The 12,143-nt window shown below is 62.3% G+C and carries 12 protein-coding genes; 7 read left to right on the top strand and 5 right to left on the bottom strand.

The window, feature by feature from the left end; genetic code table 11:
* The first annotated feature begins 2 nt into the window (after nucleotides 1-2).
* Genes OJHNALOF_RS07210 through OJHNALOF_RS07190 form a run of 5 tightly spaced genes read left to right on the top strand, consistent with a single transcriptional unit; the run spans nucleotide 3 to nucleotide 5,241 of the window.
* Entirely contained in the window at nucleotides 3-1,601 is a 1,599-nt protein-coding gene (locus OJHNALOF_RS07210) for an ABC transporter substrate-binding protein (protein ID WP_165661599.1), read from the top strand.
* A 2-nt stretch (nucleotides 1,602-1,603) separates the two neighbouring features.
* Nucleotides 1,604-2,566 (top strand): ABC transporter permease subunit, encoded by a 963-nt coding sequence (locus OJHNALOF_RS07205; RefSeq protein ID WP_165661598.1) that lies wholly within the window; start codon nucleotides 1,604-1,606, stop codon nucleotides 2,564-2,566.
* Complete coding sequence (locus OJHNALOF_RS07200; RefSeq protein ID WP_094199768.1) at nucleotides 2,550-3,443, top strand: ABC transporter permease subunit; 894 nt, start codon at nucleotides 2,550-2,552, stop codon at nucleotides 3,441-3,443. Before OJHNALOF_RS07205 ends, OJHNALOF_RS07200 begins: the two co-directional genes overlap by 17 nt.
* Nucleotides 3,443-4,444 carry an oligopeptide/dipeptide ABC transporter ATP-binding protein gene (locus OJHNALOF_RS07195; protein ID WP_094199769.1) on the top strand — a complete coding sequence of 334 codons (1,002 nt, stop codon included), beginning with the start codon at nucleotides 3,443-3,445 and terminating at the stop codon, nucleotides 4,442-4,444. Before OJHNALOF_RS07200 ends, OJHNALOF_RS07195 begins: the two co-directional genes overlap by 1 nt.
* Nucleotides 4,441-5,241 (top strand): ATP-binding cassette domain-containing protein, encoded by an 801-nt coding sequence (locus OJHNALOF_RS07190; protein WP_094199770.1) that lies wholly within the window; start codon nucleotides 4,441-4,443, stop codon nucleotides 5,239-5,241. Before OJHNALOF_RS07195 ends, OJHNALOF_RS07190 begins: the two co-directional genes overlap by 4 nt.
* An 84-nt stretch (nucleotides 5,242-5,325) precedes the next feature.
* Here the strand turns inward: OJHNALOF_RS07190 and OJHNALOF_RS07185 are convergent, their stop codons facing one another.
* Genes OJHNALOF_RS07185 through OJHNALOF_RS07170 form a run of 4 tightly spaced genes read right to left on the bottom strand, consistent with a single transcriptional unit; the run spans nucleotide 5,326 to nucleotide 9,506 of the window.
* Nucleotides 5,326-6,738 carry a sodium:solute symporter gene (locus OJHNALOF_RS07185; RefSeq protein ID WP_165661597.1) on the bottom strand — a complete coding sequence of 471 codons (1,413 nt, stop codon included), beginning with the start codon at nucleotides 6,736-6,738 and terminating at the stop codon, nucleotides 5,326-5,328.
* An 11-nt stretch (nucleotides 6,739-6,749) separates the two neighbouring features.
* The gene (locus OJHNALOF_RS07180; protein ID WP_165661596.1) at nucleotides 6,750-8,144 is read right to left on the bottom strand and encodes an NAD(P)/FAD-dependent oxidoreductase; all 1,395 of its coding nucleotides are present in this window, start codon (nucleotides 8,142-8,144) and stop codon (nucleotides 6,750-6,752) included.
* A complete protein-coding gene (locus OJHNALOF_RS07175; protein ID WP_094199773.1) occupies nucleotides 8,141-8,416 on the bottom strand; it encodes a (2Fe-2S)-binding protein in 276 nt (91 codons plus the stop codon). Before OJHNALOF_RS07175 ends, OJHNALOF_RS07180 begins: the two co-directional genes overlap by 4 nt.
* The gene (locus OJHNALOF_RS07170; protein ID WP_165661595.1) at nucleotides 8,409-9,506 is read right to left on the bottom strand and encodes an FAD-binding oxidoreductase; all 1,098 of its coding nucleotides are present in this window, start codon (nucleotides 9,504-9,506) and stop codon (nucleotides 8,409-8,411) included. Before OJHNALOF_RS07170 ends, OJHNALOF_RS07175 begins: the two co-directional genes overlap by 8 nt.
* 99 nt (nucleotides 9,507-9,605) lie before the next feature.
* Between OJHNALOF_RS07170 and OJHNALOF_RS07165 the strand changes: the two genes are divergently transcribed.
* A complete protein-coding gene (locus OJHNALOF_RS07165; RefSeq protein ID WP_165661594.1) occupies nucleotides 9,606-10,514 on the top strand; it encodes a LysR substrate-binding domain-containing protein in 909 nt (302 codons plus the stop codon).
* A gap of 76 nt (nucleotides 10,515-10,590) precedes the next feature.
* Here the strand turns inward: OJHNALOF_RS07165 and OJHNALOF_RS07160 are convergent, their stop codons facing one another.
* Complete coding sequence (locus tag OJHNALOF_RS07160; protein WP_094199776.1) at nucleotides 10,591-11,376, bottom strand: tRNA-(ms[2]io[6]A)-hydroxylase; 786 nt, start codon at nucleotides 11,374-11,376, stop codon at nucleotides 10,591-10,593.
* A gap of 341 nt (nucleotides 11,377-11,717) precedes the next feature.
* Here OJHNALOF_RS07160 and rbsD point away from each other — a divergent pair, with 341 nt between their 5' ends.
* Nucleotides 11,718-12,137, top strand: coding sequence for a D-ribose pyranase (rbsD, locus tag OJHNALOF_RS07155; RefSeq protein ID WP_094199777.1), 420 nt, complete (start codon nucleotides 11,718-11,720; stop codon nucleotides 12,135-12,137).
* The last annotated feature ends 6 nt before the right edge of the window (nucleotides 12,138-12,143 follow it).

Raw genomic sequence — 12,143 nt, 5'->3', positions numbered from 1 at the left:
ACATGCGTTTCTGGCTATGCTGGCTGAGCGCCCTGCTGCTGACGGGGTGCGACACCGGCGACCGACAACTGGCAAAAGAAAGCCTGCTTTATTGTGCAGAAGGCGCCCCTTTTACCTTCAACCCGCAGCTGGCCGCCGCCACCCAGACCCTGGACGCCACCGCCCACCAGCTTTACGATCGCCTGCTCGACATCGATCCGGAAACCCTGCAGCCGGTGCCGGCGCTGGCGCTGGACTGGCACCGCAGTGACGACGGCCTGCGCTATCGCTTTACCCTGCGGCCCGGCGTGCAGTTTCACCACACCGCCTGGTTCTCGCCAAGCCGGCCGCTTAACGCCGACGATGTGGTGTTCAGCTTTCAGCGACTTATCGACAACACCCACCCCTTTCACGGCGTCAGCGGCGGCCACTACCCCTTCTTTGACAGCATTGGCCTCGGCGGGCTGGTGAAACGTGTCAGGGCCCTGGGCCCTCGGGAAGTGGAGTTTGAACTGCGCCGCCCCGACGCCTCCTTTATTGGCAACCTGGCCACCGACTACGCCGTGGTGCTGTCGGCGGAATACGCCGGTCAGCTGCTGGCGGCGGGCACCCCCGAACTGCTCGATCAGCAGCCGGTGGGCACCGGGCCTTTTTACCTGGCCCAGTACCGGCTGGACGACTTTATTCGTTACCACCGTCATCCCGGCTACTGGCGCGGCGGCGTCAAGCTGGCGCAGCTGGTGTTTGACATCACCCCCAAGTCTTCCAAGCGTCTGGCCAAGTTGCTGACCGGCGAGTGTGATGTCATGGCCCATCCGGGTGCCAGCCAGATGGCGGTGATCAAGTCCCACCCCGAGCTGGTGTTGGATCAGGCCACCGGCATGAATGTGTCGGTACTGGCACTCAACACCCAAAAGGCGCCGTTCAACGACGTGCGGGTGCGCAAGGCGCTGGCGCTGGCGTTGTCGCGCAACGATATTTTGCAGGCGGTCTATTTCGGCATTGGCTCCGAGGCCGAGTCGGTATTGCCGCCGGTGTCCTGGGGCTACAACCCCAACCTGCTGATGCCCCTGCCCGATGCCGAGCGGGCACGCTGGCTGCTGGCGCAGGCCGGGCTGGCAAAGGGCTTTGACATGACCCTGCTGATCCCCACGGGGGCCCGCAGCTTTAACCCGGACGGACTCAAGACCGGACAGTTGATCCAGCGCCGGCTCGAGGAGCTGGGCATTCGCGTTCGGCTGCAGAGCCTGGAAGAGCAGATTTTGCGCCGGGAGCTGATGGCCGGCCGGCAGGATGCGGTGCTCACCGGCTGGTCCGCCGACACCCCGGATCCCGACAACCTGCTGCACAACCTGCTCGGCTGCCAGGCCATCGCGGCCGGCACCAACGCCAGCCGCTGGTGCCATCCGCTGTTTGAGCAGCAGATCAACGCGGCCCGCCGCGCCCCCACCCTGAGCGAACGCATTCGTCATTATCACCTGGCCCAGGAGCTGATCTACCAGGACATGCCGCTGATCCCCCTTAATCACACCCTCAAGCAGCAGGCCTATCGTCGTTCGGTTCAGGATCTGCAACTGCAACCTTATGGCGGAGTGGTACTGCGCCAGGCCCGTAAGGAATAGCCATGCTGATTTATCTGCTGCGTCGTTTCAACCTGCTGTTCAGTACCCTGCTGCTGCTTACCCTGCTGGCCTATGCCCTGGAATACCGACTGCTGCATCAGGGGGACGGCGACTTCTGGCCGGGATATCTGCGCTTTATGCAGGCGCTGCTGGCGGGCGATTTCGGCATTTCGAGCGCCACCGGCCTGCCGGTGCTGGGGGCTCTGGGCCAGTATTTTCCCGCCACCCTGGAGCTATGCCTGGCGGCCTTTGTGATTTCCCTGGTGGTGGGCGTGCCGGTGGGTACCCTGGCGGCGGTGCGTCAGGGCCGCTGGCAGGACACCCTGATCCTCACCGGTACCCTGGTGGGCTATTCGGTGCCGGTATTCTGGCTGGGGCTGTTGCTGGTGATGTTGTTTTCCCTGCACCTGGGCTGGCTGCCGGTGTCGGGCCAGCTCAGCCTGCTGTATGAAATTACGCCGGTCACCGGCATCATGACCATCGACACCCTGATCACCGATCATCCCTATCGCTGGGAAGCCTTTGTCGATGCCCTGCGTCACCTGGTGCTACCGGCACTGGTGCTGGCCATCGTGCCCACCACCGAAGTCATTCGCCAGATCCGCAGCGCCCTGCTGGAAGTGCTCAAGCAAAACTACATTCGGGCGGCACTGACCAAGGGCTTTAGCGAAGCCCACGTAGTGCTGCGTCACGGCCTGCGCAACGCCCTGCCCATGGCCATTCCCACCCTGGGGCTGCAGTTTGGCACCGTGCTTACCTCCGCCATGATGACCGAAATCGTGTTTGACTGGCCGGGCCTGGGGCGCTGGCTGGTGACCAGCATTTCGCTGCAGGACTATGCCGCCATCAAGGGAGGCACCCTGGCCATCGCCACCTTTATCATTGTAGCCAGCGTCAGCATGGATATTCTCTCTACCCTGATCTATCCCAGCAGAAGGAAGGCCATCTATGCCAGCAAGGGCTAACATCTACCCCGAGCTGCACGTGCGCTCTCCTCGGGAGCGGGCCTGGCAGCTGTTTCGCCAAAATACCCTGGCCATGATCGGGCTCTGGGGCCTAGGCATTTTGTGTGCCCTCACCCTGCTCGGGCCCTGGCTGGCCCCCTATGCCCCCAATGAACAATTTGGTGAGGCCCTGCTGTTGCCGCCGTCCTGGGCCGACGAGGGCAATGTGGACTTCTTCTTCGGCACCGACGATCTGGGCCGGGACATGCTCTCCCGGCTGGTAAACGGCGCCCGGCTGACCTTTGGCAATGCGGTGCTGGTGGTGGTGCTGGCACTCGTTGTGGGCAGCGCCATCGGCGTGCTTGGCGGTATGAGCCGAGGGCTCAAGGCCAGTGTGCTCAACCATCTGCTCGACACCCTGATGTCGATTCCGTCGCTGCTGCTGGCCATCATCTTTGTGGCCATGCTCGGTCCGGGGCTGTTCAACACCCTGATCGCCATCACCCTGGCGCTGATTCCCCAGTACATACGCGCCACCTACAACGCGGTGTCGGACGAAATGCAGAAGGAATACATCACCGCCATTCGCCTGGACGGGGCCAACCCCTGGCGCATTTTGCGCTTTGGCATACTACCCAACCTGAGCGATACCCTGATAAGCCAGACCACCCGGGCGCTGTCGACCGCCATGCTCGACATCACCGCCGTGGGCTTTCTCGGCCTGGGCGCCCAGCCCCCCCGACCGGAATGGGGCGCCATGCTGTCGGACGCCATGGAGCTGGTGTTTCTGGCCCCCTGGACGGTCACCCTGCCGGGACTGGCGATCCTGCTCAGCGTGCTGGTGGTCAACATGGTGGGTGAAGGCCTGCGCCAGGCCATTAACGAGGTGATGGACTGATGGCACTGCTGGACATTCGCAATCTCACCATTGAAATCGACACGCCCCAGGGCATGGTCAAGGCGGTCGACAAGTTCAGCCTGACCCTGGCCGAAGGGGAAATTCGCGGCCTGGTGGGCGAGTCGGGATCGGGCAAGAGCCTGGTGGCGCAGACCATAGTGGGCATAGAAAGGGATAACTGGCGGGTGACCGCCGATCGCATGTATCTCGACAACGTCGATCTGCAGAGCCTGTCACCCAAGGAGCGACGGCTGGTGATGGGCCGGGACATGGCCATGGTATTTCAGGAGCCCTCTACCAGTCTGGATCCGTCCGAAAAGGTGGGTGCCCAGCTGATTGAGGCCATTCCGTCCCGCAGCTTTCAGGGCAAGTGGTGGCAGCGCTGGCAATGGCGCCGCAAGCAGGCGGTGGGTCTGCTGCATCGGGTGGGCATTCGCGACCACAAAATGGTGATGAACGCCTACCCCTTTCAGCTCTCCGACGGGGAATGCCAGAAGGTGATGATCGCCATGGCCATCGCCAATCAGCCCAAGCTGCTGGTGGCCGACGAACCCACCAATGCCATGGAGGCCACCAACCAGGCCCAGATATTCCGCCTGCTGGAGCGGGTCAACAAGCTCTCGGGCACCACCATTTTGCTGATCGGCAACGACATTACCAGTTTTGCCGGCCTGACCCACAACATTACCGTGATGTATTGCGGCCAGGCGGTGGAGTCGGGCAGCCGCGAGCAGATCCTGACTCACCCCCATCACCCCTACACCGCCGCCCTGCTGCAGATGATGCCAGATCTCGACGGCAGTCTGCCGCACAAGTCGCGGCTCAATACCCTGCCGGGGGTCATTCCGCCGCTGCAGAGCCTGCCCATTGGCTGCCGGCTGGGGCCGCGCTGCCCCCGGGCCCAGCGCCAATGCGTGGTGGCGCCGCCGCTGGCCAAATACAAGGGCCAGAGCTACTACTGCCACTTTCCCCTCAACATGCCAAAGGGCAAAAAGAAATGACCCGCCCTCCGCTGCTCAAGGTCGACAACCTCAGCAAGGTGTTCGTCAACCACACCGGGCTGTTTCGCAAGACCGTGAAAACCGCCTTTCACCCCCTCTGCTTTACCCTGGAACGGGGCCAGACCCTGGCGCTGATGGGAGATGCCGGCTCGGGCAAGAGCAGCCTGGCCAAGGTACTGGCGGGAGTGCTGCCGCCGTCCAAGGGCAGCATCTATATCGACGGGGAAAAAATCGAGGCCGGGGATTACAAAAAGCGCTGCCAGCTTATTCGCATGATTTTTCAGGATCCCGGCACCTCGCTTAACCCACGCAGCCGCATCGGCCAGATCCTGGAAGCACCGCTGCTGCTGAACACCGATCTCGATCCCGAGCAACGCGAGGCCCTGGTGCTGGATACCCTGCGCATGGTGGGGCTGCTGCCGGACCACTACCACTTCTACCCGCAGATGATCTCCACCGGCCAAAAGCATCGAGTGGCCCTGGCCCGGGCGCTGATCCTCTCTCCCAACATCATCGTCGCCGACGAGGCCATCTCCAACCTGGATATTTCGGTACGCTCCCAGATCATCAACCTGCTGCTCAGCCTGCAACAAAGCCTGGGGCTGTCTTACGTGCTGGTGGCCAACGATCTCGGGGTGGTGCGCCATATCAGCGATCAGGTCATCCTGATGCACGAAGGCCATGTGGTGGAAGCCGGACCCACCCTCAGGGTGCTCAACAACCCACAGAGCGAGCAGGCCGCGCGCCTGCTGCAAAGCTATAACAATGAGTATCGCTGGCGTCCGGCCAGGTTCTGACGTCATTCGTAACGCTGAGCCTACCGCAGAAAAAACAGCCCGACCAGGTCGGGCTGTTTTTTTCACAACGGCGACCGTTGACGGTTAACGGTTCGCCTTGGCCAGACGCGATGCCCCCGGCTGGGTCATCAGGCTGACAGCCACGAATACCACCGCCGACATACCGACGCCCCACACCACCGCGGGGAGGAAAGTCAGCAGTTTGTAGCTGGAGCAGACAAAGGCGGCACTCACCCCGGTAACCATGCCGGCGATGGCGCCGGCTGCCGTGCCACCCTGCCACAATCTGCCGGCATACAGAGGGATCAGCAGGCCGGATGCCGTCAGGGTATAGCCCATCAGCAGGATCTTGAACACCGCTGGCACATAAATGCCGATCACGATACCGGTCACGCCCACCACCAGCACACAGGCCTTGGTAAAGCGCAAAATCTGCCTATCGGTGGCCTTGGGGTTCAGCACCTGGTGGTAGATATCCCGGGTAATGCTGGATACCGTGCTGTGCAGTGCCGAATCGGCGGTAGAGACAATGGCCGCAACAATGGCCCCCACCATCAGAATGGCCACGCCTTCCGGCAACAGCTCCATCAGCGCCCAGGTCATAGCCTGTTCCTTGTCTTCCAAGCCGCTGTTCATGGTGTAAATGCTCATACCGAGCAGGGCTGCCCACACTCCCATGCCGGCAGAGGCGATGGACTTTATCACCATACTGTTGCGGGCAATGGCCTCGGTTTTGGCAGCATAGATACGCTGATGGTAAATCTGCAGCACCAGCTGACCAGGTATAATGGACAGCATCCAGCCCCACACCACCGCATCGCCGGCGGCCCAGATGCTCAGGTTCTCGCTGGGCACACTGGCAAAGACCACGTCCAGGCCACCGGCATTGTTGATGGCCAGCGGCAAAATAATAAACACCGCGATCAGCATCAGGATCAGCTGGGCCACATCGGTATACGCCACTGCCATGATGCCGCCCCCCATGGTGTACAGCATGACCACCACCGCCGAAATAATAATGCCCCATTCCAGCGGTAATCCGGTCAGCAGATTCAGGATCTTGCCGGCAGCCACCGGCTGAGCCACCCACCAGCCCATGGTAACCATCATCACCACACAGGAGCTGACCACCCTTAGTACCTTTGAATCACCGTATTGATGGCACATCCAGTCGGTGGTGGTATAAAAGTCCTGCTTGCGCAGCCACTTGGCCACTACAAACGCCAGCAGCATACCACCGATGGGAATGGCTATACTGCTGTAGGCCAGCTCGGAAAACCCCCACTTGTAGCCGATGCCTACATGGGCAATCATCATACCGCCGCCGAAAGCGGAGGCACACTGGGTGGCGGTCACCGTCAGCATGCCGAAATTACGGCCGCCGATCAGAAAATCCGCGCTGGTTTTCATCTTTTTGGAAGACAGATAGCCGATGAACAGCATGGCGGCAAAAAATCCGCCGATCACCGCCAACGTCAGCCAGTTAATCCCTGACATGTTTTAACTCCCTAAGTGTTTGAAGAAGGCCGATGGCCCTGAATGTTGCCCAGCTCTCCGAAGGTGACAGGCACCACGGGTGAACGGGCGTGGTAGTAACCGACCTGACTGACGGGCTCTCCCAGCCATCTGGCCTGTAACAGGCTGACCGCATTACCGCACTGACGGCCCTGGCAGGGCCCCATGCCGCAACGGGTGTAGGTTTTCAACTGATTCACCCCGCGGGCCCCCGCCTCGCAGGCCTGTTTCAGCTCTGCCACCGTGACTTCTTCACAGCGACATACTACCACCTCATCGTCCAGGGTCAGCAGCTGGTCGAAAGGCGGTAAGAACAGGGTTTCCAGAAAGGGACGCACACGGGCATCGTCCTGGTAATCCCGCATTAGCTGACGATCGCGCGCCTCATCCACACTGTCGAGCCAGTGGAACTCGCGCAGGCACTGGCGCACCGCAAGAGCCCCGGACAGGGCGGCGGATCTGGCGCCAAAGATGCCCTGTCCGTCGCCCACCGCATAGATGCCCGGCACCGTGGTGCGAAACCCGTCCGCCCGCACCGGTCGCCAGCAGTGCTGGCTGTCATCCCAATGCAGATCAGCACCGACCGATGCCAACAGGTTGGTGTTGGGGATAACGCCGAAATGGGTCATCAGGTGCTCGGTGTCCAGCCGCCGGGTTTGGCCACGGTGGGAAAAGGTCACCGCCTGCAGCCGCTGGCAGCCCTCGGCCGCCAGCTGGCTGCAGCCGTCCAGCCAGGGTACGCCGGCGCGGCGAACCTCGGCCTGCAGCGCCAGCCCCTTTTTCAGGTAGCGCCAACCTGCCACGGCGCTGGGCAACTGCCGCAGCGCCCGCAGATAGTTGATGCGTGGGGTCAGATCGACCACCGCCGCCGGCCTAACTCCGGCGCGCACATACTGCCAGGCCAGCAACGAGAGCAAGGGACCGGCTCCGGCCAGCACCACGTCTTGGGCGCTAATGCCGGCGCTCTTAAGCAAGATCTGACCGGCCCCGGCGGTCATGACCCCGGGCAGCTGCCAGCCGGTAAAGGGCACCGAACGCTCCATGGCGCCCGACGCTACCAGCAGGGCTCGGCCCTGTACCTGGGCGACCCGATCCTGCTGCCGGTAACAGACGGTGCCGTCCCGGTCGATACGCCAGACGGTACTGCCCGGCCGGAACTCGGCGCCGCTGTCCCGAAAGCCGCGGATCAGCGACTCACCGGCCCAGTAATCCTCGCCCAGTACCGAACGGTCCTGCAGCGGCGTGCTCTCCAGGGCGCGGTAAATCTGTCCGCCCGGCTGCCACTGCTCGTCGAGCACCACCACCTCCAGCCCGTGGTCGTCGGCCTCGGTGGCCGCCGCCAGCCCCGCCGGTCCGGCGCCGATGATCACCAGATCCACCCTGCTCATTCCAGCTCTCCCGTGTCGATACGCATGCCGGGCCTTACCCGGGTCATGCAGGCGCGTACGCCCGGTTTGTCGTCAATGGTCAGCTCGCAGCCGAAACACACGCCCATCATGCAGTAAGGCGCCCGGGGCTGGCCGCGGCGCAGCGAACAACCGATGGTGAGCACCCCCAGCTCCATCAGGGCGGCCGCCACGCTGATGCCGGCCATCAGCTGGCGTTCTTCCCCGTTAACCAGGGCGATGACCCGAAACGGGTCGGTAAGGCTGTTAAACATCGAATCTGTCTCCCCGAAAACTGGCCAGCGACGCCGGCAACTGCCCGTCGGCGATGCAGTTGGCCAATTGGTTGGCATGAAAGGCGGCCAGCGTAATGCCGCTGTGGCAGGACACGTTGAAAATGCCGGGATGCATGGGCGCCTGTTCGTAAAGCGGCAGGCCGTCCGGGGTCATGATGCGCAAGGCACCCCAGGCCCGGTTGACCTGAATGTCGGCCAGAAACGGATAGATGCGTACCGCCCGTTGCGCGATGGCCTGCATCACCTCGACCGTGGTGCCGCAATCCTCACCCACGTGCTCGTGGGAATCACCGCAGATGATGGTGCCCTCGCGGGTCTGACGCACCTGCAGGCTGGGCAGGGCCAGACGCTCGGGCTGGCGGGCCGACACCATGATCTGGCCCCGTACCGGCTCCAGCGGTACCTTGAGCCCAACCTGGCCGGCCAGCCGGTCGCTGTCCAGGCCGGCGGCAATCACCACCTTGTCGGCCTTCAGGGTGCCGGCGGTGGTCTCCACCTCCAGACGCTGATCCTGGCCTACCAGGATGCGGTTGGCGCGGCAGCGGGTACGGTGGCTGACGCCCTGGCGGCGGGCGGCCGACAGCAGGGCGTACAGCAGCTTGAGCGGATCGCAGGTGCCGTCGAGTGGACAAAAGGAGGCACCGAGTACCTCGGGGCCCAAATCCGGCAGGGTCTCGAGCAGTTGCTCACGATCAAGCAGGGAAAAGGGAAGCGCCTCTGCGGCCTGCTGCTGGACCGCGCTCAGCCGTTGCTGGCGGGCATCGCGGCCGGCGGCGTCAAAGTAAAAGTACAGGCCACCCCGGTTGTCGTACTCGACATCGATACCGGTCTCGGCCTGTAATTGCTCGGCGAAACCCGGCCACTCCCGACAGGAACGCGCCGTAATGTCGGCGTAGGCCGGGGCGCCAAAGCCCTTGCCCTGGCACCAGACCAGTCCGAAATTGCCCCGGGACGCCCGCAGCGCCCTATCGCCTTCATCCAGCAGGGTCACAGACAGTCCCTGCCTGGCGAGGCCATAGGCGACGGCGCTGCCCACGACGCCGGCGCCGATTACGATCACTTCCTGCATGAGTTCATCCGAGCGTGTTACAAGTGGGTGAAAATTATGCGCTCAGACCCATAAAATCCAATTATAATAAAGCATCCACCCATACACTTTTGATATGGTATGAAATTCGAATTGTTACGCGCCTACCGCGCGGTCATGCGCTACGGCAATGTCACCCGTGCCGCCGACATGATTGGCGCCACCCAGCCCGGCGTGAGCCGCATGCTGAGCCAGCTGGAGCACCAGGTGGGCTTTGCGCTGTTCGAGCGGGTCAAGGGCAGACTGTATCCCACCCCCGAGGGCGAACTGTTTTTTCAGGAAGTGGAGCATACCTACCAGGGAATGGAGCGGCTGCACGATACCGCCAGACGGATTCGAAAAAAGGAATCGGGCATGGTTCGGGTCTGCGCCATGCCGGCGCTGACCATCGGTTTTCTGCCGCGGGCCATCGCCCGCTTCAAGAAGGCCTTTCCCAACATTCATGTAATACTGACCACCGAGCGTTCGCAACAGGTCATTGAACAGGTGCGGGCGGGACACTGCGACCTGGCCATGGCCATGCATGCCGAACCAAGCGATGACTACAGTGCCCAGCCTCTGATCACCCCCAAGGTATGCCTGTTGCCGGCCGACCACCCGCTCGTGAATAAAACGGTGATTACCTGCGAGGATCTGCGGGGCGAGCCCATGGTGACCACAGAACAAAGCTCCCGCAATCATCAGGAGCTGGTCGAGGTGTTCCACCAGGCCGGCGTGGCCCTGAACATAGAGCATGAAACCTCAATGAACGCCAGTTGCTGCCACTATGTGGCCAACCGGTTGGGCGTGGCCCTGGTGGATCCCTTTTCCGCCAGCTCGCATCGTTCACTGGGCTATGAGGTTCGCCCCTTTGAGCCGATCATTCCCTTCACCTGCTACCTGCTGCAGCCCCGGCACAGACCCAGGGCCAGTACCACTGACGACTTTCATCGGCTCTTTATGCAGGAAGCCGACGCCGTTCTGGCGGAGTTCGGGATTGGCCCCGGTTGAGCAAGGCTCGGAGCGGCCCAGACATAAAAAAGCGGCATCGCCTTTTGGCAATGCCGCTTTTTCCAACCAATGAGTGCTAGGCCAGGGCCGTGGGCACGCCGCTGTGAAAGCGAAACAGCTCGTCGGGCTGCCGAATAAGCGCCGCTTCCTGTTCACCGAAAAACGCCACCCGCGCATCGATACTTTCCCCGGCGTAGTCCCGTGCCAGCACCAGGTAGTCCTGATAATGGCGGGCTTCCGACCGTAACAGCGACACGTAAAACCGGCTCAGCTCCCCATCCAGGAAGGGCGCCAGTCGCGCAAAGCGCTCGCAGGAGCGGGCCTCGATATAGGCGCCGATGATCAGGCGGTCCACCATGGCCGCTGGCTCGTGGGTACGCACATGAGCCAGCATGCCCTTGGCATAGCGGGACGCCGACAGGGTATCGTAACCGATGCCCCTGGCCTGCATGATCTCCAGTACCTGCTCGAAATGGTGCAGCTCTTCCTGGATCAGCCGCACCATCTTCACCAGCAAATCATTCTTGGCCAGCTCGTCAAACACGCGGCGGTTGTCGCCCATCAGGGTCTGCTTGCCGAGCACCTCGCCCTTGTCCGGCAGGGCATCAAGGGACTTGTAAAAGTCGAGATTGGGCAACAGCTTGCGCTTGTCCTTGGGCAGGCAATAGCGGCGCACCAGGCTGTGGGCGCTCATCGCCGCCTTCATTTCGCAGTTGGCGTGATCCACCAGCAGCACCGCCAGTCGCTCGGGCTTTCTGGCCTCGGCAAGCCATGCCTCGGGGGTCGCGCAGTGCAGAAAGTCGTGAATGGGGGCAAGCAGGGTATCAAATTCGGTGGTCAACGGGCTGGCGGTCACAATCATTACCTGTTCGGTGCTAAAACGGCGGCCCGCAGTGTACCAATTCACCGAACCCGAGGCAGCCTTGTATCGGTCTTTTTCCGGCGTTTCCGCTTCGGCGAGCCGGCAAAACCGTCCGCTCATCGATATCGAGCAACAACCAGCCCCGAACGAGAACCATTTGAACAATGGGGTTCTCGGCAAACCTGACCCGCGTCACAGTTTTTAAGGCAAAGCCTATTTTCATCTAACATTATTGCTGGTTTTACCTAAAATCCCGCCATCGAATCGTTTGCGTAATCGTTTCGCCAGCCGATTCTTCGTTTAATCAGAGGACTTCGCTTCCTCACTGACAGGGCGCTACCGTGAAAAAAACCACTCTGCTGAACAGCCGGCTGTCCGCGCTGGTGGCAAGCCTCGGCCACACCGACGAAATCACCCTGGGGGACGCCGGCCTGCCCGTGCCTGCCGGGGTGGAACGCATCGATCTGGCGGTCAGCCCTGGCCTGCCGGGCCTTGAAAGCACACTTTGCGCGCTGCTCACCGAGCTGCAGCTGGAGGCCGTGGTGCTGGCGGAAGAAATCAAGATGGTCAGCCCGGAGCTGCATCAGCGCCTGCTGGCTCAGCTGGCCGACGCCGGTCGAGCTCAGGGTCGCGACATTGCCGTCAGCTATGTCAGCCATGGCGAATTCAAGCAGCGTAACCGCCACAGCCGGGCCGTGGTGCGCACCGGTGAATGCACGCCCTACGCCAACCTGGTGTTGTGCGCCGGCGTGCCCTTCTGAGGTAAC

This window comes from Oceanimonas sp. MB9, from assembly GCF_011319775.1.
GTDB lineage: Bacteria > Pseudomonadota > Gammaproteobacteria > Enterobacterales > Aeromonadaceae > Oceanimonas > Oceanimonas doudoroffii.
This window is presented reverse-complemented; position numbering and strand designations above follow the sequence as displayed.